We start from the raw sequence: 23,821 nt of genomic DNA on the forward strand, positions 1-23,821 counted from the left end.
GCAAGCGGTCCGCGTTCAATCGCCCTTCGTGATGGGGAGAGGCGGTAAAAGCTTGCCGGGGTTTAGCAATCCCTGAGGGTCAAGAGCATGCTTCACGCTGCGCATAAGCGAAAGTGCAACAGGGTCGCCAAGTCGATCAAGCTCATCAACTTTCATCTGGCCTATCCCATGCTCTGCACTGATAGAGCCGCCCCACGCAGTGACGAGATCGTAAACGCGCGCGCTGACGTTTTTGCCTTCATTCTCCTCCCATTCTCCCGCGACCGAACCTGTCGGAGCGAGGACGTGAAAATGCACATTACCATCCCCCAAGTGCCCGAACGCGATGCCACGTGTGCCCGGAAAAGTGCGTTCGATCTGAGGAATCGCCGCTTCAATGAATTCTGGCATTTTCTCGACTGGAACTGAAATGTCATGTTGCATCGCAGGACCAAGCGCTCGCTCAGCGGCTGAAATGGAATCGCGCAGCGTCCAGAACGCTTCCGACTGAGATTCGTTGGCGGCAATTACGGCATCGCTCAAAAGCTGATCTTCCATGGCTTTGGCGAGGACATTCTGAAGGCGGTCCTGAAGCGACGCGCTATCTCCATCGCCCGATACACATTCGATCAGCACATTCCACGCATGCCGATCGGACAGAGGGGCGCGCGCGCTTGGTAGATGGTCGACAACACTGCTTAGACAATGGTCGGGGATCACTTCGAACCCTTCTAAAGTATCGCCCATGGATCGATCGACAAACCTCAAAAGTGTCCGCGCGCCGACGATGCTTGGCAAGCCAACCCATGCAGTCGCGCGTGCACTGACTGATGGAAGCAATCTGAGGTTCGCGGCAGTTATAATTCCGAGAGTACCCTCTGACCCGATCAGTAATTGTTTGAGATCAAACCCGCGATTGTCTTTCTTCAGGGCCGTCAGACCATTGAAAATGCTTCCATCTGCCAAAACACATTCGATCCCAAGCACTTGGGCACGCATTGTTCCGTGGCGCAAAACCTGCGTGCCGCCGGCATTTGTCGAAACCAGCCCGCCTATTGTGGCAGACCCTTTTCCACCCAGGGTTAGAGGGAAGCGCAATCCGCTTGCCTCTGCGACTTCGTGCAGGGTTTGAAGGATGACCCCAGCTTCGCAAACACATTGACCTGCATCGGCATCGAAGGTGCGAATTGCATCCATTCTTCGTAGTGACAAAATGACAGCCTTGCCGCTTTTGTCCGGGGTTGCTCCGCCAGCCATCCCGCTGTTGCCCCCCTGCGGTACGATGGGGATTGAATGCTTTGCGCAGAGTTTGACGAGCTGTGACACTTGCTCGGTGGATGCAGGGGATGCCATTCCAAGTGCGAGCCCCGAATACCGCCCACGCCAATCGGTAAGCGACGGGATAAGTGCGTCATTGTCGGTCGTGAAGCCTTTGGGCCCGAGCAAGCTCGCGGCATCTGAAAGAAAGACGGATGATGATGGAATGGAGGGCATAATTGTTGCGTCTATGTCACATACTCGCCCAACATGGCTAGATGCTTGGGCTGTCATTTGTCCCAGTTAAGCGAACGTTCAATCGCGTCGGCTAATGCGCCACTTCTGGTAACGGTCCAAGGGCTGTTACTGAATCGAATTATGGAGACCGTTCCCGCTAATGCCTAGCCTGTTTGCTCTTGCAACGCCGCTCGCGCTGCTTTTGCCCTTTCTCGGGCAGAACAGTGAGCTCTCGGCTGGCTCGGCTCTGGTGAACGCAGGCGATCCACCGATCGAAGCTGCAGGCGCCAACGATCAAAAACCGTTGCCGAAGGGTGTCTTGGTTTCTCAACCTTATCCGGCTCAACGGACGAGCGTTGCCCCTCTTGATGCATTTCGCGGTGGACAGGTTGTTCGGCAGGTTCGAATTGAACGCAGGGTAATCCTTCGGATCGCACCTGCTCGGCGGAATGCCCAAAACAATCTTGTTGCCCAATTGCCCCGCAATGGAATCAACACCCGCTTCGAAGAGCGCAAAATGGACAAATGCGTGCCCGTAGGAGGCATTGCCGGTGTTCAGACGGGCAGCGGAAACAGGCTGCTGTTCTTCATGCGCGATGCGAGGATTGTTTCCGCAAACCTCGAAAAAGCATGCCGTGCGCGCGATTTCTACTCAGGTTTCTATGTCGAAAAGAACGATGATGGAAAGCTCTGTATTGATCGCGACAAGTTGCAATCGCGCAGCGGCGCGAAGTGCGAAGTAGAGCGCATGCGGCAGCTGGTGGCTGTTACCGAGTAGCTTGAGCGAAGCGGCACGCATTCGCCAAACTGCCCATTTCTTGACTTTTGATGCAATTTTACGCAGATGCCGTGCGCGCCCGGCGGTGATGAAACGCATCATCCAGCTGCGCACTTTAAGTTGACGGCTATCACGCCGCATTATCCGGACATTATCAAACGCATGACATTCGCCGATCTCGGCCTTTCGCCTGAATTGCTCAAAGCCGTCGATGACGCTGGCTATTCTGAGCCTACTGCCATCCAAGCAGAAGCCATTCCTACCATCCTGATGATGCGGGATCTGATCGGTATTGCGCAGACGGGCACCGGCAAAACCGCCAGCTTTGTGCTGCCGATGATCGACGTGATGGCCTCTGGCCGCCGCCGCGCTTTGATGCCTCGCTCGCTTATCCTTGAGCCAACGCGCGAACTCGCTGCGCAGGTTGCCGAGAATTTCGAGAAGTACGGTAAGAACCACGATCTCAAAATGGCGCTGCTTATCGGCGGTGTGCAAATGGGCGATCAGCTCAAAACGTTGAACGAAGGCGTGGACGTTCTGATCGCAACGCCGGGTCGTTTGATGGACCTGTTTGAGCGGGGCAAGATCCTGCTCAATGGCTGCGAGCTCCTCGTGATCGACGAAGCTGACCGCATGCTCGACATGGGCTTTATCCCGGATATCGAATTCATCTGCGACAAGCTTCCTGATACCCGCCAAACCATGCTCTTCTCGGCTACGATGCCTGCGCCGATTGAGAAGCTTGCGAAGAAATTCATGAGCAATCCCAAGCGGATCGAAACCGCGCGGGCTGCGACCACGAACAAGGATATCACCGCGTTCAAGATCAACGTGGAGCAGCGCAAAAAGCGCGATACACTGGAGTGGCTGCTCAACAATGATCATGTCGAGACGGCGATTGTTTTCTCCAACAAGAAAACCACCGTGCGGGAGTTGAATAAGGCTCTACAGCGCAACGGCTTCAAGTCTGGCGAGATCCACGGCGATATTGACCAGTCGACGCGTCAAAAAGAGCTGGAGCGGTTCAAGTCGGGCGACATCAACATTCTGGTCGCTTCTGATGTGGCGGCTCGCGGGCTCGACATCAAAGGCGTGAGTCACGTTTTCAACTTCGACACGCCGTGGCACCCGGATGACTACGTTCACCGCATTGGCCGCACGGGCCGGGCAGGGGCAAAAGGACGCGCCTTCACTTTCGTTACGAAAGCGGACGCTGAAGCAATCGACAATGTCGAGAAGCTGACGAAGAACGTTATCCCCGTATTCGGCAAAGACGATGTCCGCGTTGAATTGAAAGATGGATCGTCAAAGCCGCAAGACGATGACAAGCCTGCGGAAGAGAAGAAGCCGCGTCGCCGCAGCAAGAAAGCGGACGAGACGCATGATAAGCCCGAGGATACGGCGCCTGAGAAACCGAAGCGCGAACGCAGCCCACGCAAAGAACGTTCAGATGACAAACCCGCACGCGAGGCTAAGCCAAAAGGCAGAGGCCGGCGGCGCGATCAGGATGATGAACCTGTGGCACCAGGCGAATGGAACGGTCCGAAACCGGGCTTTCTGGACGTCGGGTTCAAGGGCTGATTCCCTAACCTTGGTCTTGTAGGAACCGGTTGACAGATTCGGAATCTGTCAACCACCAGAATCCACGCTATATCTATGAAATCTATGTGATTTCGGCGTGTTGGACACACATGACAAGTGTCCAACAGGCGCTGCGTGGTTCTGTGCGATCAAATAGACCGCTGACACTGACAATTTCAAAGAACAATCAGTGGCTTAGAGCGCGAATTGCGTGTAGGAAACCGCGTTTTGGGACGACACTTAAACTGCGTGGCCTAGGTGGCTAGTGCCCCAGTTTTTGCAGCAAATTCAGAGCAAGCTTTTGCGCCGATTGAGCATAGTCTGCTGAATTTTTCAGATCAGAGAGAGGCACCCAGTACAAAGTCATTTGATTGCTATCAAACTGCTCGAAGGCAGAGAAAGCCAAGAAAGAACGGTCGCGTTTCCAAAGCCCGACACAACCAGCATGCACGATGACGCGCCGGGTTTCATAGTGGCTTCGGCATAAATCGCGGTGTTTTTGAATGGCTTCTAAGACGTGATCGGATGCGCCATCTCTCCGCATTAGTTTCTTGATTTTCTTCCAAACGTCATTTGGGTTTAATCGATCATAATCTTTCGCGCCCTGAACTAAGCTTCGGCCTTCCAAAGCGGTTAGTAGCGCTCGCAAGTTGCTCTCACATTTGGCCCAACTCATTACGCAGTCAGCTATCGCTAAACGGTGCGTATCCTCGAGAGCTTCATGATCTACCTCGCTCCAGTGAGGAGTTTTTTCGTTCAACTTACAACCTTCACAAAGCTGTCGATCACGCGTTTTGTGCCGTGATCTTCAAACTCGATCTCCAGCTTGTTGCCTTCCTGATCGGTGACGCAGCCGGTGCCGAATTTGTCGTGGTGCACCATCGCGCCAATCGCGATGTCGCTGCGCGGTTTGGCAGCAAAGCTCGCGGCGGAGCGTCCCGGTTCGCGCACATTGGCTTGCTTGGTTTCGTATCCGCTTGAGATTGCCCGCTGCCAACCGGGGCCGCGCGTTTGCGCGCGCTCGGGCCGGTCACGTGCGACATGGGCGAAAGGATCATCGCTTTCGCTCCAGTTTGCTTGCCAAAGGCTTTTGCCGCCCGTCATCGTTGTTTCCTGATCGATGAACTCTTCCGGCAGTTCTTCGATAAAGCGCGAGGGGATCGAACTGGTCCACTGGCCATAAATGCGCCGGTTCGCCGTGTGCAGGATCGTGCAGCGCCGCTTGGCCCGCGTTATCGCGACATAGGCAAGGCGGCGTTCCTCTTCGAGACTAGCGAGCCCGCCTTCGTCGATGGCTCGCTGAGACGGGAAAACGCCTTCTTCCCAGCCGACGCAGAACACATTGTCGAATTCCAGACCCTTGGCCGCGTGGATCGTCATGATCGTGACGGTTTCCTCATCCGCGCCGCGATCATTGTCCATGACCAGACTGACATGCTCGAGGAAGTCACCGAGCGTTTCGTATTCCTCCATCGCGCGGGCAAGCTCGGAGAGGTTTTCCGCACGCTGTGCGCTCTGAGGCGTACGATCATTCGCCAGCATGTCGTTGTAACCGGTTTCATCCAGCACCAGCCGCAGCAAGTCAGACGGTGTCATCGTCTCGGCTGCTTCACGCCATGCGAGGAATTGCCGCATCAACCCGCCGATTGTGTTCGCAGCCCGCTTCGGCAGCTCGTCACTGTCGGCCAGTTCCAGCGAAGCTGCGGCCAGCGGCATATTGGTGCGCCGCGCGTGCTGATGCATCTTCTCAAGCGTCTTCGCACCAAGTCCGCGCTTGGGCTGATTATAGATACGTTCGAACGCGAGATCGTCTTGCGGCTGCGCGATCACACGCAGATAGGCGAGTGCGTCGCGGATTTCAGCGCGTTCATAGAAGCGGAAACCTCCGATGATCCGGTAATTCACGCCAATCTGGATAAAGCGGTCTTCAAATTCGCGGGTTTGATATTGCGCCCGTACCAGAATGGCGACGCTATCAAGGCTTGCGCCTTCTGCTTCCAACCGTTCGATATCTTCGCCAACACGTCGTGCCTCTTCGGGGCCGTCCCACACACCGATGACTTTGACCTTGTCGCCGCCATTTGCCTCTGTCCAAAGCGTCTTTTCGTGCCGCTCTGAATTGGCGCGGATCAGGCCCGATGCTGCGCCCAGAATTTGCGGGGTTGAGCGATAATTCTGTTCCAGCCGCACGACATGCGCGCCGGGGAAATCCTTTTCAAACCGCAGGATATTGGCGACTTCCGCGCCGCGCCACGAATAGATCGACTGATCATCATCACCGACCACGCAGATGTTCTTGTGGTTCTGGGCGAGCAGCCGCAGCCAGAGATATTGGACCGCGTTTGTATCCTGATATTCGTCGACCAAGATGTATTTGTAGCGGCGCTGATAATCTTCCAGCACATCTGTGTGCCCCCGGAAGATGTTGAGCATATGCAGCATCAGATCGCCAAAGTCGCAGGCGTTCAGAGCTTTCAGGCGGTCTTGATAAAGTTGGTAAAATTCGCGGCCCCGGCCATTGGCGAAAGCTTCGTTCTCACCTGCATCAAGATCACTGGGGTTCAACCCACGGTTTTTCCAGCGATCGATCAATCCGGCGAGCTGGCGCGGTGGCCAGCGTTTTTCGTCTTCACCTGCCTCGACAATCAACTGTTTGAGCAGGCGCAGCTGATCATCGGTGTCGATAATGGTGTAGTTGCTTTGCAGCCCTACCAGCTCAGAGTGGCGGCGCAGCATCTTTGCACAGATCGAATGAAACGTGCCAAGCCAAGGAATGCCTTCCGAATCGACACCCAGATGGCCTGCAACCCTTTCGCGCATTTCACGCGCCGCTTTATTGGTGAAGGTCACGCACAGGATCTGGCTGGGCCATGCGCGTCGCGTGGCGACCAGATGCGCAAGGCGGGCGGTCAGCGCCGCTGTCTTACCAGTGCCAGCACCCGCCAGCATCAGAACCGGCCCCTCCGTCGTAAGCACAGCATCGCGCTGAGGCGGGTTCAGCATCTGCGCATAGGCAGGGACAGGGGCATTATCGCGCGGCGGGGAGGGGGCAATGTCAGACATAAAACAGACGTGAACAGGTAGAGAACGATTGAGGCGGCGGCAAGGGGCGCAATTTTGCCTATGCCCGCTCCCGATTTGCCGTCAATTTCACTCTGACCCGTTTTGGCCACGCGTCTCGCTGGGATGTGCGCAGGGCAGGATGCGCGTCGCGCCGCGCTCTAGGTAAAGAGGCCACGGACGTGCATATCAAGGGTGCCTGAACAGAGGGGAACATCTCGTCAGGCATCCGAGCATTCGGGTCGCGTTCGTTAGCGCTTGGGACCAACCTTAAGGAGTATCCCATGCGAGTATCACACATTTACCTTACCGGCGTTGCGCTGGCCACTTTCGGGGTGGTTCTTGCCGCCCCAGCAGCTGCGCAGGACACAGACACAGCGCCTATCGATGAAGTTGCGCCGGACTCATCCGCACCGGGTGATCTGACTGCGGAACAGCGCGCTGAATATGACAGCTGGGCACCTGATCAAAAGTTCGCTTACGATGCGTGGCCAGTTGAAACGAAGTCCTATTACTGGACGCTGTCTCCGGCCCAGCAAGGGTTATTCTGGAAACTGTCTGACCAAGACAAGATCGCTTTGACTGCGATGACAGGACCAGAACGCGATTCTGCTTGGCAAATGATTGAGGAACGCTCGGCTGAGGAAGGTGGACCTAGCTAAGGCCGCCAACGGACGTCCGGATCGGTGAAGGCAGCACTCTCCTGGTTACTGCCTCAACAAGGTCAGTTTGCCTTTGCCGATCCGGCGTTCTGTTTCGATTGTGAGACCATCGACTTTGACGTCTTCATTGAAGGCGGTTTCAACTGCCATCCATGTCGCAGGACCGATCCAGTCGTGCCGTTTCAACCGGTCAAGCGCCACTGCGCCTGCTCCGGTGTGATACGGCGGATCAAGCAGGATAAGGTCATAAGGCTCGCGCGCCGGACGCAGATGCATCACCGACATTGTTTCGACCGTGGCGCGCGCTCTTGCATCGAGCGATGTGATATTCGCGCGGATGACATCCACCGCCGCGCGGTCTTGTTCCACGAACAGGCAATGCGCCGCGCCGCGTGACAAGGCTTCGATGCCGAGCGCACCCGATCCCGCGAACAAATCAGCGATGCGCAGCTCGTCAAAACTGCCGAGGCGGCTTGTCAGCATCGAAAACAGCGTTTCGCGCGTTCGGTCGGACGTTGGCCGAGTGGCGTCGCCCTTTGGCGCAGCTAGCTTGCGCCCGCGCCATTCGCCGGCAATCACTCTCATTGCACGTTGCCCCGTTTCATTGCGCTTACAAACCGATCGAGATCGCCTTTACGGATTCGCGTGACCTGACCGCGCGGCAGATCGCCGAGCATAAAGGGACCATAGGCCGTTCTGATAAGCCTGCTGACTTTCAGCCCGAGATGTTCAAGCACGCGCCGCACTTCGCGGTTCTTGCCCTCGGTGATAGTCATTTCAATCCATTGGTTACGAGTGCCCGAGCTTTTGCCGCTACCACGTTCGATGTTTGCGTCGATCGAACCATAACGCACCCCGTCGATCTCGATCCCTTCGATCAGACCCTCGAGTTCTTCCTGCGATATTTCGCCGAATGCTCGGGCTCGGTAAGTTCGAGGTATACCGGTCGAGGGGAGCTCCATCTGGCGTTTCAAACCACCGTCATTGGTCAACAGCAGCAGCCCCTCTGTATTCAGATCGAGCCTTCCGACTGGCATGACGCGCGGGGCGTCTTTGGGCAGCGCATTAGCGAGCGCGTCATAAATGGTTGCGCGGCCTGCCATGTCCCGCTCGGCAGTGATCAGGCCGGTGGGTTTGTTGAAGGCAAACAGCGCAGTCGGCTCTGGCCCAGCCACAGGCTTGCCGTCGACGCTGACGCCGCGCAGGCTGGTGAGGAACGTCGCTGGCGTTTCAACCGGCTTTCCATTGAGCGTGATCCGCTTGTCGGCGATCATGCGTTCAATTTCGCGCCGGCTGGCGACACCTGCACGGGCCAGCAATTTGGCAATGCGGTCGCCCTCGGGACGGTCATCGGATTTCTTGGGGTTCGTTGGCATAGGCCGCCGCCTAGGCGTTCAACCGCGCGCTCGCAAGAATTCCTGCACGATTGCGTCAAACCGCGCGATGCCGCCTTCCAGCGTGCCGAGCGTAATTTCGCTCACCGCGCCTGTTTCCAGACCCTGCTGGCCGAGTTCCGCCGCACGGAAATCCTCGGAGGCAAACACGCCCCCGTCGAGCAGCGCCCAGCTGCGCTCCCAGTGATCGCGCGCTTTGTCTGTCGCGGGAGCTTCCGGGATCAGCATAAAGTCCTCAACCAGCGTCAGATTGTGCGCTTTCGGCATCAGCGTCATGACGTTGATGTAATCGGGGCTGGGAATCACAATGGTGGCGGGCAGCAATTGATAGGCAAAAGTCACCACGCGTCGCATGGCCGCCATATCGGCGAAGTCTGTGGCGTCCATATCTTCCAACCGTCCGACTGCAGAGCGCATATGCGGTCCGATTTCGTCCCCGGCGGTCACCCCGTCTGTAAAGAACGGACCAATCGTATCCGCGTGCAGGCGGGTCACATGATAGCTTTCTAGGAAAGCATCCATGACGAGCTTCCAATTGCCGTTCACTGTGTGGGTTTTGCGGCGGAAGAGGAAGCTCTGATCGAGACCGAACGCGGCGAAGTCTTCGCCCAATGTTTCGGCATCCGAAAAATTGGCGCCCTCAACCGGTGCAAACCAGATCAACCCGCCAGCTTCGCATGAAGGGAGTTCTTTGAGGCTGTATTGGCTCTTATCGAGATCGGGGAAGGTTTCAGGGCGGGGCAGACCGAGCAGGCTACCATCAAGCTGATATGTCCACGCATGATAGGGGCAAACCAGTTTGGATGAGCATTGGACGTCTTCACCCTCAACCAGCCGAGTGCCGCGATGCTGACAGACATTCAGGAAGACATGCGCTGTACCGTTTTTGTCGCGTGTGATCAGAAGCGGGCGACCTGTGCCGTCATGCGGCACGGCCATTCCCGGCTCCGGTAACAGGGCGGATGGACACAGCACTTGCGGCATACGATCAAACAGGGCGGCTTTCTCTGCGTCAAAATGCGCAGGATCGGTGTAGCGGCTTGCAGGCACACTCCCGATCCCCGTTGTTACGCGCGGATTTCCGTCGCGGATAGCTTCTGCCAAGGCGATTTGGCCCTTGGTGGAGCGCATCGCAGACGCACTGCGATCATCCAAAGCTGTTGATGGCGTTGTGGGCGCGTTCATCGCAGCGTTCCTATTCCTCTCATCCGCAGCTAGTGTTGCAGAAAATCAGCCACGCCGAAAGGTCGCGAATGTCAGAAACCAAAACCGCTAAGCCAGGATGGAGAGAGGTCCTGCGGGCCTTGGGCCAGCGCAAGACCGGCTTTATGGCGCTGTTCGGCTTTGCCAGCGGTCTGCCCTTCGCTCTGTTTTTGGGCACGTTGTTCGCGTGGTTAAGCGATGCCGAAGTTGATCTGGAAACGATGGGGGTCTTTTCCCTTATCGGTCTTGCCTATGCATTCCAGTTCCTGTGGTCACCGCTGATCGACAAGGTGAACATTCCCGGCATGCGCATGCTGGGTAAGCGCAAACAGTGGATTGTGCCCTCGCAATTGCTGCTGGGCGCGATCCTTGTGTCTTTGGCGCTTAGCAATCCCAGCAATGAGACAATCGGCTGGTTCAGCCTGCTCGCGGGGATCGGAGCCTTGGCCAGCGCGACTCAAGACATCGCCATCAACGCTTGGCGGATCGACGTTGCCGATGAAAAAGCGACGCTTGATATGCTCTCAACCGTTTATCAGATGGGTTACCGTCTGGCGGCGCTTGTCGGCGGTGCATTTGGACTGATTATCGCCGCACGGATTGGATGGCCGCAGACCTATATGCTGATGGGGGCAATCCTGCTCGCTATCGGATTTATCGGGCTGTTCGCGCCCGATAGCGACAGCAAGAAACTGGCCGAAGGTCAGCCTGCGATTGTCGACGAACTGTTTGTGGCGCTGCGCAAAAAGGGTGAGTTGGAACCGGGTATCCGGGCCAAGGCTTTGATGGTTGTTGCTGGCCTTTGGGCGGTATCGATCGGCGTGGTTCTGACATTCATGTATATGTCGCTGTTCTATGCGCCCGAGGACCGGCCCAACCCGACCGAGTTTACGGTGAATTGGGGGCCGTGGATCATCGTCGCCACGGTCGTAATCCCCGCGCTCATCTCAGGCTGGCTTGCGAGCCAGAAAAAGCAGGGCAATTACCTGCTCAGCGAAGACGCGCCCGAACCAGTCGGCAGCGGTTTTGTGATGGATCATCTTTACCGCGCGTTAGTTTTGCCGCTGGTCGAGTTTGTTGGCCGGATCGGTTGGTCGCTGGTGCTGATCCTATCGCTGGTTCTGACATACCGGATTTGCGACGCGATCTGGGGCAGCTTTGCCTATCCATTTTACCTCGGCGAGTTGAACTACACCAAGGATGAAGTCGCCTTTGCATCCAAGTTCTTTGGCGTTGGCGCGATCATCCTCGGGCTCGCTCTCGGCGGCTTTATGCTCACCATGATGGGGCGGATGTTGACGCTGACAATCGGCGCATTGCTCGCCGCGCTGACAAACCTTCTCTATGCCGATCTCGCCGTTGGCGGGGCGAATATGCAGGCGGTGAGCGACGCGGTTGGCTTCACCTGGCTGATTACTCAGGTGCCTGTGATCGGCAGCCCGTCTTTGGCGAAACTGACCTTTACGATCTTCTTTGAGAACCTCGCCATTGGTATTGCAGGTGCAGCCTATATCGCGTGGTTGTCCTCGATCGTGAACAAGAACTTCAGCGCGGTTCAATACGCGCTGCTCTCCTCGCTCACGCTGCTCGTGGGTACGCTCGGGCGCGGCGCGCTTGGCGAAATGATCGAGGATCAGGGCTATTTCGACGTGTTCGTACTGACGACCTTTATCGGCTTTATTGCGGTTGTGCTGTGTTTGGCGGAGTGGTTCCGTCAGTCTCGCGCCGGGGCCAATTCTGGTGTCGTAACGCCCGAACCAGCCGCGCAGCCAGCGGAGTAGGAACGCTTGAGCGCGCCAGATACTGGAGCGCGGCGGGGCTGGGTAGAGGCGGCCAAACCCTACCTTGAAAAAGAAACGCTGGCGGCCTTCTTTATCGGAGTTTCCTCCGGCTTTCCCTACGCGATGCTGGGCGCGACGCTGACTACGCGATTGGCGCAGGGTGGCATCGACAAACAGACCGTAACCGCGTTCAGCCTCGCTTTTCTGGTCTACAATTTCAAAGTGTTCTGGGCGTGGATTGTTGACGGTGTCCGCTTGCCCGTAATCGGCCGGCTGGGTCAGCGCGTATCATGGATGCTTCTTGCAGGCGTTCTGGTGATCGCATCGGTCATCAATCTCGCGCTGGTCGACCCCAGCGATAGCCTGCAGGCGACGATCATCGCAGCCGTTCTTGTCGGAGCAGCGGGCGCGACATTCGACATCGTGATCGACGCGTATCGCATCGAGATATTGAAGCCCTATCAGCTCGGAACGGGTTCCGGCATGAACCAGTATGGCTGGCGCTTGGGATCCGCCGGGGCTGGTGCCATCGCATTGGTTGTCGCGGTCCGATATGGATGGAGCGCGGCCTATATCGCCTGCGCCATGTTTGCCCTGCCAGCCATGCTGACGGCGCTGATTATGGGCGAACCAGCACGCCGCAAAGTGATTGCCGTGCGCAAGGGTGTGAGCGAGGTGTGGCAATCGATTTCAGGACCGTTTTCGGAGTTTTTCCAGCGGCACGGCGCTTGGGTCGTGCTGGCCTTTATCCTCGTCCACAAGATCGGTGACACGCTCGCAAACCTGACCTTTCGGTTGTTGTTTGACGACCTTGGCTTCAGCAATGACGAGATTGCGTTTTACGATGTCGGAGTGGGCTTCTGGGCTTATATGGTCGGGATTTTCGTGGGCGGTATCATCTATTCACGGCTCGGACTGAAACGATCTGTGCTGATCGCGCTTGTGTTAATGGCGGTTTCGAACCTCAGTTTTTCTGCACTGGCGCTTGCTGGCAACACCAATCTGGGCCTTGCATCGGCGATCGGGTTTGAAAATTTTTCGAGCGGATATGGCGGGGTTGTGGTGGTCGCCTATTTTTCTGCGCTCTGCGACTTGCGGTTCACAGCGGCGCATTATGCGATGATCAGCGCGGCGGCGAGTATCGTTGGCCGGTTGCTAACGGGCACCACAGCGGGCGGCCTGATCGAAGCCACAGGCTATGTGAACTTCTACATACTGACGACGCTGCTCGCATTGCCGGGCATTGTGCTGTTCTGGTGGATGATGCGCACAGGGCTGGTTGATCAGGCGCTTGGTACGGCGGGTGAGCAGCCGCAACCGCCTGCAAGTGACTAGTCAGTCAGGGATTTCATCATTGAGCTTCAAGGCTTCGCCTGCAAGGTAGAGCGAGCCTGCGATCAGCACCGGATAATCGTCGTACGGAATATCCAACAGCGCATCTTCGAGATTGGCGGCAGGCTTCGCGTCGGGGCCAAATGCACTGGCAGGATGGGCATCGTGATTGGGCACCGGTACGACCGTCAGTGTTCGGATGCGGTCGCCAAAGGGGCCGATAAAAGAGCCGGGATCCTTGTTATCGAGCATCCCCAAGACAAGGTGCAGCGGACCGTCCACCGCTTTAGAAATGGCAGCGCCTGCATTGGCGTTATGACCGCCATCGAGAATAACCTCGCGTGTGCCGACCAGCGGACCATTCGCGAGGCGCTGTAGGCGCGCCGGCCAACACGCTACTTTCAAGCCCGAAATGATCGCTTCTGGCGAAACACTGACCCTTTTCTGATGCCGCACCATAGCAACTGCGAGCGCCGCGTTGCGGATCTGGTGCATGCCCAATAGGCCCAGTGGAGGGAACGTTAGCGTGCCTTGATCATCACGGTAACTGCCGCTTTCGATCTCGCTATAGTGCCAGTCTCTATTGATCCTGAACAACAGCGAACCCGCCGTGGCAGATGAGACCTGAATCTGTTTTCTTTCGGGGCTCAACTCACTGACAGACAGCAAAGGCACGTTCTTCTTCGCAATCCCCGCCTTTTCAAACGCAATCCGCGCCATCGGCTCCGCTGGCACGCCTTCCTCAGGTGCCAGCAAAAACTTCTCATGGTCGATCCCGAGCGCGGCAATCCCGCAAGCCGCCAGAACATCCGGTTCGAGCACATTCGTCGCATCCAGCCGTCCACCAAGGCCGACTTCAACCACGCAGGCATCGGCTGGCACACGGGCGAATTCTACGAAGGCGGCGGCGATTGTGATTTCGAAGAAACTGCAGCCGAGCCCCTCGGCGGCGTCGAACACTTCTTCCAGCAATTCGGCCAGCCGCGCGTCCTCAATCAGCTTTCCAGCGACGCGAAACCGTTCATTGTACCGCACGAGATGCGGAGAGGTCGTAACGTGGACGCTGTATCCTTGCGCCTCCAACATCGCGCGAAGGAAGGCGCAGGTCGAACCTTTGCCGTTTGTGCCCGCAACATGGAAAACGGGCGGCAGGCGCTTGTGCGGATCACCCAAACGCGAAAGCAGGGTCTCGATTGCGTCGAGGCCCAACACATCGCGCTGAATACTAAGCCCGCTTAGCCGATCCAGCTGCGCCTGAACGCGCGGATCGTCCGATGATCCCATGTCTCTCATGGTAGAGGCTACGCGCGGTTAGGCGGCAGCTTGCGGCTGCAGATAGTCGATCACATTGCCGAGCGTGTCTTTCAACTCGCGGCGGTGAACAACCATATCGACCATGCCGTGCTTGTGCAGATATTCCGCGCGCTGGAACCCTTCGGGCAATTGCTCGCGAATGGTATCCTGGATCACACGCTGTCCTGCAAAACCGATTAGCGCGCCGGGTTCTGCAATGTGAATATCGCCCAGCATGGCGTAACTCGCGGTAACACCGCCCGTCGTCGGGTCAGTCAGCACAACAATATAGGGCAGGCCTGCATTCTTGAGGCGGCGCGTCATCACGGTGGCGCGCGGCATCTGCATAAGGCTCAAGATGCCTTCCTGCATACGCGCGCCGCCCGCTGCGGTTACGACGATATACGGGCACTTGCGGGTCAAAGCGCGCTCGGCACCCGCGCAAAACGCCATGCCCACGGCCATTCCCATGGAACCGCCCATAAAGGAGAAGTCCTGCACACCGACCACGGCAGGGCGGCCATCGATTGTGCCGGAGCCAACCGAATAGGCATCGTGGTGAGGGTTCTTTGCCCGCGCTTCTTTGAGGCGGTCCGTGTATTTCTTGGAATCCTTGAACTTCAGCGGATCCTCGGTCACCTGCGGCTGTGGCAGCAGTTCAAAGCCATCGTCGAGCAGCAATGCCAGCCGCGCATCGGCGCTGATCCGGCCATGATGCTCACAGCGCGGGCAAACGCTCAGATTGTCTTCGTATTCCTGGACAAACAGCATTTCCTGACAGGATTTGCATTTGATCCAGAGATCTTTTTCAGACGTCTTTTTCTCGTCGGAAAAGCCCAGCGAATTGCGGACACGGGTGAACCAGTTCATTGCTTTTTTCCCTTAGGAGCGCGCATTTTTGATGGCGGCGACCATTGCTGTTGTCAGCTCTTGTAGCTTGGCCGGAGCCTCTTGGCCAAATTTCTCGACCAGATCGATGAAGGCAGAGCCGACGACGACTCCGTCAGCAACTTTTGCGATTTCGGCGGCTTGCTCCGGTGTGCGAACACCGAATCCGACCGCCACGGGTAGATCGGTCGATTGTTTGATGCGCGCGACATTCTCCTCGATGGAGGCGGTGGCGGCCTGCTGTTTGCCGGTGATGCCCGCGACGGAGACGTAATAGACGAAGCCTTGCGACCCTTCGAGAACTGCGGGCAGGCGCGCGGCATCGGTGGTGGGTGTCGCGAGCCGGATCGGGGCGATGCCCTGATCGCGCAGGGCCGGGCCAAGTGCATCGTCTTCTTCAGGTGGAATATCGACGCAGATCACACCATCGACGCCTGACCCCTTGGCTGCATTCGCAAACCATTCCGGCCCGCGCCGGATCATCGGGTTGGCATAGCCCATCAGGACCAGCGGAATGTCCGGATGCCGGGCGCGGAAATCAAAGGCGATTTGCAGCACATCGGCGGTGGTCGTTCCCGCGCCAAGGCTGCGCAAATTCGCCGCCTGAATGGCAGGGCCATCGGCCATTGGATCGGTGAAGGGCATACCCAACTCGATCACATCAGCGCCGCCAGCGGCCAGCGCATCAAGATTGGCAGCCGTATCGCCATCACCAGCGGTGATAAAGGCGACAAAGGCGGCGTGGGGTTTGGAGAAGGCAGATTGGAGGCGATTAGTCACTGGTGTTTCTCGTTGGATTTGTGATGAGCAGACCGATCCATGCGAAGGTCGCGGCGGCGAAGCCGATGTTCAACACGATTCCAAACTCGGTTTCGCGAACGGCATCAAATTGGCGAAGAAACAGCCAAGTGCAAACAGATCCTGTGTAAATAAGGGATATGAAGAGCCTTGTGCTCATATTTCGGATCCGCGTTTAAACATTTCGTCGCTCTGGACTTGATACGGAGTTTGACTTCTTTGAGCGCGGTGACGAAAGGAAGCCTGATCTCGGATCAAGTCCGGGATTACGACCAAGGAAGGGGCGATGCTCAAATCTCCACTCCCAGCTTTTCAGCCACGGTGAAGATATCCTTATCGCCGCGTCCGCAGAGATTCATCAGGATGATCTGATCTTCGCTCATTTGCTTGACGCGCTTTGCGACGGCGGCGATGGCGTGGGATGGTTCCAACGCGGGGATGATGCCTTCAGTGCGGCAGAGCAGTTGGAAACCGTCCAGTGCTTCTTCATCCGTCACAGCGGTGTATTCGACGCGTCCACTTTCCTTAAGCCATGCGTGCTCCGGGCCGATGCCGGGATAATCGAGGCCGGCGCTGATCGAGTGGCCTTCGGTGATCTGGCCATCTTCGTCTTGCAGCAGATAAGTCTTGTTGCCGTGGAGCACACCGGGCGTTCCGCCCAGCAAGCTTGCCGCGTGTTCGTCGCCATCAAGGCCGTGTCCTGCCGCTTCGACGCCAAGCATCTTCACGTCCGCATCGTCGAGGAACGGGTGGAACAGTCCCAGCGCATTCGATCCGCCGCCGATGCACGCAATCAGCAGGTCTGGCAGGCGGCCCACGCGATCAAGCATTTGCGCACGCGCTTCGGTGCCGATCACGCTTTGGAAATTGCGGACCATTTCGGGATAGGGGTGAGGGCCAGCGGCTGTGCCGATGATATAGAACGTGTCGTGCACATTCGCGACCCAGTCGCGCAGCCCTTCATTCATGGCGTCTTTGAGCGTCGCGCCGCCGCTGGTGACGGGCACGACTTCCGCGCCGAGCAGCTTCATGCGGAACACGTTGGGCGATTGCCGCTTTACGTCCTCCGCGCCCATATAGATTACGCAGGGAAGGCCAAACCGCGCGCAGACGGTCGCGGTCGCAACGCCGTGCTGTCCTGCACCGGTCTCCGCGATAATCCGCGTTTTGCCCATGCGTTTCGCAAGCAGGATTTGCCCGATGCAATTGTTGATCTTGTGCGCGCCGGTGTGGTTGAGCTCGTCGCGTTTGAACCAGACCTGTGCGCCGCCAAGAGCCTCGGTAAGCCGCTCGGCATGGTAAAGCGGGGAAGGGCGACCGACATAATGCTTCATCAGGTCGTCAAATTCTGCGGCAAATGCCGGATCATTTTGCGCGGCGCGATATTCACGCTCCAGATCGAGGATCAGCGGCATCAGCGTTTCGGCGACATAACGCCCGCCAAAATCGCCAAAATGGCCGCGATCATCGGGCTGCGTGCGGAAAGAGTTGGGTGAGTTCATTGCAGTCGCTTTGAGAGGGTTACGCTTCGAGAGCGGCTTTGCAGAAGGCGGCGATCTTGTCCACGTCCTTCACGCCCGGCGCGCCCTCCAAACCGGATGAGGCATCGACCAGTTGGGTGCCCGTTTCGCGGATCGCATCGGCAACATTGTCCGGTCCCAAACCACCCGCGAGGCCCCAAGAAATGCGGTGATCGAAGTCTTTGAGCACATCCCAGCGAAATGTCTCTCCATTGCCGCCGGGCAGCGCCTTTGCAGGCGCATCGAACAACAGGCGATCAACCGCGCCCTCAAACCGCGCAGATTTCGCCAGCGTCTCGGCATCCTTCACGCCGAGCGCTTTCCACGTTTCAACTTTGGTCTTTTCGCGGATAAGTTTGATCCATTCGGGCGTCTCGTTGCCGTGGAACTGGATCACATCGGGCTTGACCAATTCCAATGCTTTGCCGGTGGTTTGCACATCTGCGTTCACCGTCAACAGAACTGTCTTCACATGGTCCGGCACCATAGCGCGGAGTCGCGCTGCGTCTTCGAGCGAGAGATGCCGCGGGCTGGGTTCAAAATGGACAAGGCCCACATGCGTCGCGCCCGCGCCAATCGCCGCGCTTAGCGCCTCGGGCGTGGAGAGGCCGCAGATCTTGATAAGAGTGTCTTTGCTCATGCTGGCGGCTCTAACTGTCTTGAAGGCTTGCGTTAAGTGGGAAATCTTCGTTAGTTTAAAAGCAAGAATGGCGAGGGGACATAGGCGATGATTTCGAGAATTTTGCTGGCGTTTTTTGGGGCAATCGCGCTTGCGGCCTGCAACCCGATTGAAAACCTTGAGCAGAGCGAGTCGAAAATCGCTCAGTACGAAAAAGCGTATTCCGCCGGGAATACCGATGCTTTGTGGAGAATGTCCGGCGAGAAACTGCGCGAAATCACCCCGAGAGGAGATTTTGATAATCTCGTCACCGTGTTCAACTCACGGCTTGGTAAGATCGAATCCTCGGAAAGATCGAATTTCAGCGTCAATACGAACAATGGCGTGACGCAAACCGTGATCGTAATGGATACTCAGTTTGAGCAGGGTGAGGGGACGCAGACCTACACATTCTTCGGCCATGGCGAAGATATGGAATTGGTCGGTTGGAACGTCGATTCGCCGCGTCTGGCGGTAACAGTCGATGATTTGAAAGCGGTGGAAGACGCACGCGGGGAGGCCGCCGCTGAGTAAACCAGCTTAAAGCGTCGCTTCGATAGCCCGTGCTGCAGCTTCGGGATCGTCTGCACGGCTAATTGGGCGCCCAATCACAAGAACACTGGCGCCATTATCGCGTGCTTTGCGCGGAGTGACGACGCGTTTCTGATCGCCGACCGTGTTGCCAGCGGGGCGCAGGCCCGGGACGACGAAATACCCGTCTTTCCATTGTTTGCGGACTTCGCCGACTTCTTGTCCTGAACACACGATCCCATCCAGCCCGGCTTCGTGCGCCAGATCCGCTAGGCGCATCACATGGTCATGTGTGGTTCCGCCAACGCCCGCGCGTTTCAGATCGGCTTCATCAAGGCTGGTGAGGGCCGTCACAGCGACGACTTTGCAGCCCTCGGCAGCAGCGGCTTTAGCATCTTCCATCATCGCGCGTCCGCCACTGGCGTGGACGGTGACGATGGCGGGCTCATAGACGTGGATCGCCTGCATCGCGCCTGCGACGGTGTTCGGAATGTCGTGGAATTTCAGGTCGAGGAAGATCGGCAGGCCCATATGGGCGATCTCGTGGACGCCGTGCCCGCCATGCGCGCAGAAAAACTCCAGCCCCAGCTTCACCCCGCCAATATGCGCTTTGACCTTTTCCAGCAAAGCTTTTGCTGGCTCGATCTGCGGCACATCGAGCGCGAGGAAGACAGGGTTGCTCATTATCCGTCTGCCGAATCGGTCGGGGTCAAACTATCCCCGGGCTTTACCGTGCTTTCCACAGGCTTTTCCACAGCAGGCGGTGGAACTGCGACCGGAGTTGTATCGGCTGTTGGCTCATGCCTCCGCGCGAGAGCGCTCGACTTCACCGAGTTTTCAAGGCTGCGAATGCGGCGATTGAGGCTCCAAGTGACGCTGCGATGCAGCAGCCACATGGGCAACAGACCCAGCAAGAAGGCGATAATCACCAGCGCCGGAACTTTCGTTTCAAGGACGAGATTGTCCCACAGCGTCACTTCAACTGGCTGCCAGTTGAAGAACGAGAAGGCCAGGATCGCGAACAGGATCAGAACCCAGATTAATGTGCGAACGATCTGCATGGGCAGCGCCTCTCCTATTGTTCCCGTGCGGTTGGCCCGAAAGCCTAAGCCATTTGCCGCCAGTGTCTAGTTTTGCGAGCCTTATCCGAACACGCGGTCGAAAATCGTGTCGACATTCTTGAAGTGGTAGGCGAGATCGAATTTCTCTTCCAGCTCGCTCGCCGATAGCGCCGCTGTGACCTCTTCGTCGCCTTTGAGCAGTTCGAGCAACGACATCGCGCCGTTCGATTCCCACACCTTCATCGCGTTACGCTGGACAAGGCGATAGGCGTCTTCGCGGCTTACACCGGCCTGTGTCAGAGCCAGCAAAACGCGTTGTGAATGGACCAGGCCGCCCATCGCATCGAGATTGGCCTGCATCCGCTCAGGATAGATCAGCAGCTTTTCTACAACGCCGGTCAGGCGAGCGAGCGCGAAATCCAGTGTGATGGTCGCGTCAGGGCCGATGAAACGCTCGACGGACGAGTGGGAGATGTCCCGTTCGTGCCACAGCGCAACATTTTCCAGCGCGGGCAGGGCGTAAGCGCGGATCATGCGCGCTTGGCCTGTCAGATTCTCTGTGAGGATCGGGTTGCGTTTGTGCGGCATCGCCGACGAACCCTTTTGCCCTTTGGAGAAGAACTCTTCGGCTTCGAGCACCTCGGTGCGCTGTAGGTGGCGCACTTCAACGGCGAGCCGCTCGATTGAGCCCGCGATGACTGCAAGGGTCGAGAAATACATCGCGTGGCGATCACGCGGGATCACCTGTGTGCTGACCGGTTCGATTTCGAGGCCAAGTTGCTCGGCGACATAGGCTTCGACTTCGGGATCGATATTGGCAAATGTGCCAACCGCGCCGGATACCGCACATGTCGCGATTTCTTTGCGCGCGGCGACCAGCCGATCACGGCAGCGGTCAAATTCGGCGTAGGCCTGAGCAAGCTTAAGCCCAAAGGTGACTGGTTCAGCATGGATTCCATGGCTGCGCCCGATAGTCGGCGTGTATTTGTGCTCTTCTGCTCGGGTTTTGATCGCGGCAAGCAAGCCATCAAGATCGGCCAGCAACAGGTCAGTGGCGCGGGCAAGTTGCACTGAGAGTGTTGTGTCGAGCACGTCAGAAGACGTCATGCCCTGGTGCATAAAGCGGGCTTCGTCGCCGACTTGCTCTGCCACCCATGTGAGAAAGGCGATCACGTCGTGCTTGGTAACGGCCTCGATAGCATCAATCGCCTCGACGTCGATTTTCGGGTTGGTCGCCCACCAATCCCACAGCGCCTTACCCGCGCTTTCAGGAACAACGCCCATTTCACCGAGCTTTTGCGTGGCGTGTGCCTCAATCTCGAACCAGATGCGAAACTTCGCTTCCGGCTCCCACAGGGCGGACATTTCGGGGCGGGCATAACGCGGGACCATGGTGAACTTCCTCGGCGATTCTGAATAATTTTCGGGTCATTGGCGCGGCTATTGTGCGCAGCCGCTCTTGGCAAGGGGCGCTGCATAGGCTGTAACCAATTGTGGGTGCGCGCGAACCAGCGCGTAGGAGGAAATTTGGCATGGCAGGCACTGCTGATGCGATTACAGAGGGTGGGCGAGAGCTCCTGCAGGAAGAGCGTTTATCGCCTTTTGTGCGAGTAACGCTAAGACGCTGGGCAAAATGGTATTCGGGCGGAGCGGAGCTGTTCTGGCCTTTCACTGACCTTGCGATCCGCTTCTTTGTTGCCGTGTGGTTCCTCAGATCGGGCATCGTCAAGGCGAGCGATTGGGATACTGCGCTCTATTTGGCGGCCAACGAATACCCGGTTAGCTGGCTCGCTCCGTATGATGCAGCCGTTCTTGGTCTCTCGATTGAGCTTGTTGGCCCCTTGCTGTTGCTCGTTGGCTTTTTCACGCGGCCCGCCGCGCTAGCGATGGCTGCGCTGACGATTGTCAGCCAAGCTGTCTACGTTCCGACAACGACCAATTTGATGGTTGCCTCTATCCTTGTTTGGTATGTGGTCTCGGGGCCAGCGGCGTTCTCGCTTGACCGCGTATTGGCAAGCGGACTGAAACAAAGCGCGATGCCGCTTGCCCGGCCGACGATCCGTGCAGGAGAGTGGGCGCGTGAGAAGCTGGGCCCGGTTCTCATGATGGCAACACGGGTTTGGCTCGCGGTTGCGCTGTTTGCCTATGCTGGCTTGTTCGAACCGTCGATTGCTCTCGCCACATGGCTGCCAACAAGCATTTTTTCAGGCATGCCTGCGTGGCTGGCGGTGCTGTTCGGCGCTTTGTTCCTGATCGGATTTGCAGCCAGTATCGTGTCTTACATACTCGTCTTCGTGATCGGTTTCACGATGATTGCAGGCGCGCATCCCAATGTGACACTGTTCCCGTTTCTGCTGCTCGCAATTTACGAAGCGCGCGGGGCGGGGGTGCTGTCCATCGATGCCGCGATTGCCGCGTGGATGGAAAAGAACATTCTGTTTGACCGGCACTATTCAGAGATACCGGACGACTGGCCGCATATTGTCGTCGTTGGCGCAGGTTTCGGCGGATTGGCCGCGGTCGAGCGGCTTAAGCGCTTGCCAGTGCGGATCACTCTGATTGACAAGCGCAATTATCACCTGTTCCAGCCGCTGCTTTATCAAATCGCGACTGCGACATTGAACCCCGCGGACATCGCGACCCCAATCCGCAGTCTGTTTCGCGCAGATGGCAATGTCCGTGTGCTCAAAGGTGAGGTTCGCGCGATTGATGCGGATGCGAAGACCGTAAGCTATGGTCCCGATATCGATGACGTTCAGAAGCTCGACTACGACAGCCTTGTCCTCGCAACCGGCGCGACCCACAGCTATTTCGGGAAGGATGAATGGGGCGCATTCGCTCCGGGTTTGAAGACTATTGAAGACGGCGTCGCGGTGCGTGCATCGATCCTCAATGCGTTCGAGCAGGCCGAGTCGACCGAAGACGAGGAGCGGATCAAACGGCTGCTCACTTTTGTCATTGTCGGCGGAGGCCCAACCGGCGTTGAGCTGGCTGGAGCAATTGCAGAACTCGCCAAGATCAATGTCTCGCGCGAGTTCAGAACAGTCGATCCGGCCGATGCGCGGGTTATTCTGGTCCAATCGGGCCCGCGGATCCTGCCCGCTTTCCCCGAAGAGCTGTCCGATGAAGCGGCCCGTTCGCTAGAGAAATTAGGGATCGAGATACGCACAGGTGGCCGCGTGACCGAAATCGCTGAGCGTCATGTATGCATCGGCGGAGAAACCGTGATTGATACCGAAACGGTGCTTTGGGCAGCAGGTGTGGCGGCCTCTCCAGCGGCAAAATGGCTCGGCGCAGAAAGCGACCCTTCGGGACGCGTTCGAGTCAACGACCATCTGCGAGTAAAAGGCGCCAGCGGCATACTCGGCGATGTATTCGCGATTGGCGACACGGCAGGCAGCAACGCTTGGGATGGCAACCCTGTGCCGGGATTGGCACCAGCGGCCAAGCAGGCGGGCGTTTATGTCTCGCGCGTTGTCGAAGCGGAATTGCTCGGCAAAGAGTGCCCGGGACCATTCGTTTACAAACACCAGGGCAGCCTCGCCACGATTGGCCGCAAGTCGGCTGTTGCGGACTTTGGGCGTTTCAAATTATCCGGAAATAGTGCGTGGTGGTTGTGGGGCATTGTGCATGTCGGCTTCCTCACCGGAATGCGAAACCGGGTAACTGTTGTCATAAACTGGATGTGGAATTTCTTTGCGCAACACTCCGGCGTGCGTTTGATCACCGAAAAACAGGTGTGATTCCGCCTTTACTCATTTGACATCAAGAGTTTCGCTCGTACTCTTGGCGCTCCTTTTATTCGGAA

The 23,821-nt window shown here is 57.5% G+C and carries 21 protein-coding genes; 7 read left to right on the forward strand and 14 right to left on the reverse strand.

Features of this window, described 5'->3' with window-relative positions; all coding sequences use genetic code 11:
* Nucleotides 1-15 precede the first annotated feature (15 nt).
* Nucleotides 16-1,473: an FAD-binding oxidoreductase gene (locus MWU39_RS05350; RefSeq protein WP_247158949.1), complete on the reverse strand. Its 1,458-nt coding sequence runs from the start codon at nucleotides 1,471-1,473 to the stop codon at nucleotides 16-18.
* 160 nt (nucleotides 1,474-1,633) lie between these two features.
* On the opposite strand from MWU39_RS05350, the gene MWU39_RS05355 reads away from it, so the two are divergent.
* Together MWU39_RS05355 and MWU39_RS05360 are read left to right on the forward strand one after the other, a co-directional pair.
* Nucleotides 1,634-2,251 carry a hypothetical protein gene (locus tag MWU39_RS05355; RefSeq protein ID WP_247158950.1) on the forward strand — a complete coding sequence of 206 codons (618 nt, stop codon included), beginning with the start codon at nucleotides 1,634-1,636 and terminating at the stop codon, nucleotides 2,249-2,251.
* 162 nt (nucleotides 2,252-2,413) lie between these two features.
* Complete coding sequence (locus tag MWU39_RS05360; protein ID WP_247160312.1) at nucleotides 2,414-3,832, forward strand: DEAD/DEAH box helicase; 1,419 nt, start codon at nucleotides 2,414-2,416, stop codon at nucleotides 3,830-3,832.
* 262 nt (nucleotides 3,833-4,094) lie between these two features.
* On the opposite strand, the gene MWU39_RS05365 is transcribed toward MWU39_RS05360, so the two are convergent.
* Both MWU39_RS05365 and MWU39_RS05370 read right to left on the reverse strand, forming a co-directional pair.
* Complete coding sequence (locus tag MWU39_RS05365) at nucleotides 4,095-4,592, reverse strand: hypothetical protein (protein ID WP_247158951.1); 498 nt, start codon at nucleotides 4,590-4,592, stop codon at nucleotides 4,095-4,097.
* Nucleotides 4,589-6,895 carry a UvrD-helicase domain-containing protein gene (locus MWU39_RS05370; RefSeq protein ID WP_247158952.1) on the reverse strand — a complete coding sequence of 769 codons (2,307 nt, stop codon included), beginning with the start codon at nucleotides 6,893-6,895 and terminating at the stop codon, nucleotides 4,589-4,591. The genes MWU39_RS05365 and MWU39_RS05370 overlap by 4 nt, the downstream gene beginning before the upstream one ends.
* 281 nt (nucleotides 6,896-7,176) lie before the next feature.
* Between MWU39_RS05370 and MWU39_RS05375 the strand changes: the two genes are divergently transcribed.
* On the forward strand, nucleotides 7,177-7,554 hold the full coding sequence (locus MWU39_RS05375; RefSeq protein ID WP_247158953.1) for a hypothetical protein: 378 nt from the start codon (nucleotides 7,177-7,179) through the stop codon (nucleotides 7,552-7,554).
* 45 nt (nucleotides 7,555-7,599) lie between these two features.
* On the opposite strand, the gene rsmD is transcribed toward MWU39_RS05375, so the two are convergent.
* From rsmD to MWU39_RS05390, 3 genes are read right to left on the reverse strand one after another with little or no spacing between them, the layout of a single operon-like run.
* On the reverse strand, nucleotides 7,600-8,139 hold the full coding sequence (gene rsmD, locus MWU39_RS05380) for a 16S rRNA (guanine(966)-N(2))-methyltransferase RsmD (protein WP_247158955.1): 540 nt from the start codon (nucleotides 8,137-8,139) through the stop codon (nucleotides 7,600-7,602).
* Nucleotides 8,136-8,930 carry a pseudouridine synthase gene (locus MWU39_RS05385; RefSeq protein ID WP_247158956.1) on the reverse strand — a complete coding sequence of 265 codons (795 nt, stop codon included), beginning with the start codon at nucleotides 8,928-8,930 and terminating at the stop codon, nucleotides 8,136-8,138. The genes rsmD and MWU39_RS05385 overlap by 4 nt, the downstream gene beginning before the upstream one ends.
* A gap of 18 nt (nucleotides 8,931-8,948) precedes the next feature.
* Complete coding sequence (locus MWU39_RS05390) at nucleotides 8,949-10,133, reverse strand: aromatic ring-hydroxylating dioxygenase subunit alpha (RefSeq protein WP_247158957.1); 1,185 nt, start codon at nucleotides 10,131-10,133, stop codon at nucleotides 8,949-8,951.
* A gap of 68 nt (nucleotides 10,134-10,201) precedes the next feature.
* On the opposite strand from MWU39_RS05390, the gene MWU39_RS05395 reads away from it, so the two are divergent.
* Together MWU39_RS05395 and MWU39_RS05400 are read left to right on the forward strand one after the other, a co-directional pair.
* Nucleotides 10,202-11,932: an MFS transporter gene (locus MWU39_RS05395; protein ID WP_247158958.1), complete on the forward strand. Its 1,731-nt coding sequence runs from the start codon at nucleotides 10,202-10,204 to the stop codon at nucleotides 11,930-11,932.
* Nucleotides 11,933-11,938: 6 nt separating this feature from the next.
* Nucleotides 11,939-13,267: an MFS transporter gene (locus tag MWU39_RS05400; RefSeq protein ID WP_247158959.1), complete on the forward strand. Its 1,329-nt coding sequence runs from the start codon at nucleotides 11,939-11,941 to the stop codon at nucleotides 13,265-13,267.
* On the opposite strand, the gene MWU39_RS05405 is transcribed toward MWU39_RS05400, so the two are convergent.
* The 5 genes from MWU39_RS05405 to MWU39_RS05425 all read right to left on the reverse strand — a co-directional run bounded on the left by MWU39_RS05405 (nucleotide 13,268) and on the right by MWU39_RS05425 (nucleotide 18,403).
* Entirely contained in the window at nucleotides 13,268-14,557 is a 1,290-nt protein-coding gene (locus MWU39_RS05405; RefSeq protein ID WP_247158960.1) for a folylpolyglutamate synthase/dihydrofolate synthase family protein, read from the reverse strand. It lies immediately after the preceding gene.
* Nucleotides 14,558-14,575: 18 nt separating this feature from the next.
* On the reverse strand, nucleotides 14,576-15,427 hold the full coding sequence (gene accD, locus MWU39_RS05410; protein ID WP_247158962.1) for an acetyl-CoA carboxylase, carboxyltransferase subunit beta: 852 nt from the start codon (nucleotides 15,425-15,427) through the stop codon (nucleotides 14,576-14,578).
* 12 nt (nucleotides 15,428-15,439) lie between these two features.
* Nucleotides 15,440-16,225, reverse strand: coding sequence for a tryptophan synthase subunit alpha (gene trpA, locus MWU39_RS05415; protein ID WP_247158965.1), 786 nt, complete (start codon nucleotides 16,223-16,225; stop codon nucleotides 15,440-15,442).
* Between the two features lie 308 nt (nucleotides 16,226-16,533).
* Nucleotides 16,534-17,745 carry a tryptophan synthase subunit beta gene (gene trpB, locus MWU39_RS05420; protein ID WP_247158967.1) on the reverse strand — a complete coding sequence of 404 codons (1,212 nt, stop codon included), beginning with the start codon at nucleotides 17,743-17,745 and terminating at the stop codon, nucleotides 16,534-16,536.
* A 19-nt stretch (nucleotides 17,746-17,764) separates the two neighbouring features.
* Entirely contained in the window at nucleotides 17,765-18,403 is a 639-nt protein-coding gene (locus MWU39_RS05425; protein WP_247158969.1) for a phosphoribosylanthranilate isomerase, read from the reverse strand.
* An 87-nt stretch (nucleotides 18,404-18,490) separates the two neighbouring features.
* On the opposite strand from MWU39_RS05425, the gene MWU39_RS05430 reads away from it, so the two are divergent.
* Complete coding sequence (locus MWU39_RS05430) at nucleotides 18,491-18,955, forward strand: hypothetical protein (protein ID WP_247158970.1); 465 nt, start codon at nucleotides 18,491-18,493, stop codon at nucleotides 18,953-18,955.
* 6 nt (nucleotides 18,956-18,961) lie between these two features.
* On the opposite strand, the gene pyrF is transcribed toward MWU39_RS05430, so the two are convergent.
* The 3 genes from pyrF to purB all read right to left on the reverse strand — a co-directional run bounded on the left by pyrF (nucleotide 18,962) and on the right by purB (nucleotide 21,405).
* Nucleotides 18,962-19,636 carry an orotidine-5'-phosphate decarboxylase gene (gene pyrF / locus MWU39_RS05435; protein WP_247158971.1) on the reverse strand — a complete coding sequence of 225 codons (675 nt, stop codon included), beginning with the start codon at nucleotides 19,634-19,636 and terminating at the stop codon, nucleotides 18,962-18,964.
* Nucleotides 19,636-20,013, reverse strand: a complete 378-nt coding sequence (locus tag MWU39_RS05440; protein WP_247158972.1) for a DUF1049 domain-containing protein — start codon at nucleotides 20,011-20,013, stop codon at nucleotides 19,636-19,638. The genes pyrF and MWU39_RS05440 overlap by 1 nt, the downstream gene beginning before the upstream one ends.
* Nucleotides 20,014-20,094: 81 nt before the next feature.
* Nucleotides 20,095-21,405, reverse strand: coding sequence for an adenylosuccinate lyase (purB, locus tag MWU39_RS05445; protein ID WP_247158974.1), 1,311 nt, complete (start codon nucleotides 21,403-21,405; stop codon nucleotides 20,095-20,097).
* 140 nt (nucleotides 21,406-21,545) lie between these two features.
* Here purB and MWU39_RS05450 point away from each other — a divergent pair, with 140 nt between their 5' ends.
* On the forward strand, nucleotides 21,546-23,756 hold the full coding sequence (locus MWU39_RS05450; RefSeq protein ID WP_247158975.1) for an NAD(P)/FAD-dependent oxidoreductase: 2,211 nt from the start codon (nucleotides 21,546-21,548) through the stop codon (nucleotides 23,754-23,756).
* The last annotated feature ends 65 nt before the right edge of the window (nucleotides 23,757-23,821 follow it).

This window comes from Erythrobacter sp. F6033 (assembly GCF_023016005.1).
Classification (GTDB): Bacteria; Pseudomonadota; Alphaproteobacteria; order Sphingomonadales; family Sphingomonadaceae; genus Erythrobacter.

Excerpts from the sequence above, each read along its gene's own strand:
- MWU39_RS05350 (WP_247158949.1), bottom strand. The coding sequence starts at position 1,473 with ATGCCCTCCATTCCATCATCATCCGTCTTTCTTTCAGATGCCGCGAGC.
- MWU39_RS05355 (WP_247158950.1), top strand. The coding sequence starts at position 1,634 with ATGCCTAGCCTGTTTGCTCTTGCAACGCCGCTCGCGCTGCTTTTGCCC.
- MWU39_RS05360 (WP_247160312.1), top strand. The coding sequence starts at position 2,414 with ATGACATTCGCCGATCTCGGCCTTTCGCCTGAATTGCTCAAAGCCGTC.
- MWU39_RS05370 (WP_247158952.1), bottom strand. The coding sequence starts at position 6,895 with ATGTCTGACATTGCCCCCTCCCCGCCGCGCGATAATGCCCCTGTCCCT.
- MWU39_RS05375 (WP_247158953.1), top strand. The coding sequence starts at position 7,177 with ATGCGAGTATCACACATTTACCTTACCGGCGTTGCGCTGGCCACTTTC.
- rsmD (WP_247158955.1), bottom strand. The coding sequence starts at position 8,139 with ATGAGAGTGATTGCCGGCGAATGGCGCGGGCGCAAGCTAGCTGCGCCA.
- MWU39_RS05385 (WP_247158956.1), bottom strand. The coding sequence starts at position 8,930 with ATGCCAACGAACCCCAAGAAATCCGATGACCGTCCCGAGGGCGACCGC.
- MWU39_RS05390 (WP_247158957.1), bottom strand. The coding sequence starts at position 10,133 with ATGAACGCGCCCACAACGCCATCAACAGCTTTGGATGATCGCAGTGCG.
- MWU39_RS05395 (WP_247158958.1), top strand. The coding sequence starts at position 10,202 with ATGTCAGAAACCAAAACCGCTAAGCCAGGATGGAGAGAGGTCCTGCGG.
- MWU39_RS05405 (WP_247158960.1), bottom strand. The coding sequence starts at position 14,557 with ATGAGAGACATGGGATCATCGGACGATCCGCGCGTTCAGGCGCAGCTG.
- accD (WP_247158962.1), bottom strand. The coding sequence starts at position 15,427 with ATGAACTGGTTCACCCGTGTCCGCAATTCGCTGGGCTTTTCCGACGAG.
- trpB (WP_247158967.1), bottom strand. The coding sequence starts at position 17,745 with ATGAACTCACCCAACTCTTTCCGCACGCAGCCCGATGATCGCGGCCAT.
- MWU39_RS05425 (WP_247158969.1), bottom strand. The coding sequence starts at position 18,403 with ATGAGCAAAGACACTCTTATCAAGATCTGCGGCCTCTCCACGCCCGAG.
- MWU39_RS05430 (WP_247158970.1), top strand. The coding sequence starts at position 18,491 with ATGATTTCGAGAATTTTGCTGGCGTTTTTTGGGGCAATCGCGCTTGCG.
- pyrF (WP_247158971.1), bottom strand. The coding sequence starts at position 19,636 with ATGAGCAACCCTGTCTTCCTCGCGCTCGATGTGCCGCAGATCGAGCCA.
- MWU39_RS05440 (WP_247158972.1), bottom strand. The coding sequence starts at position 20,013 with ATGCAGATCGTTCGCACATTAATCTGGGTTCTGATCCTGTTCGCGATC.
- purB (WP_247158974.1), bottom strand. The coding sequence starts at position 21,405 with ATGGTCCCGCGTTATGCCCGCCCCGAAATGTCCGCCCTGTGGGAGCCG.
- MWU39_RS05450 (WP_247158975.1), top strand. The coding sequence starts at position 21,546 with ATGGCAGGCACTGCTGATGCGATTACAGAGGGTGGGCGAGAGCTCCTG.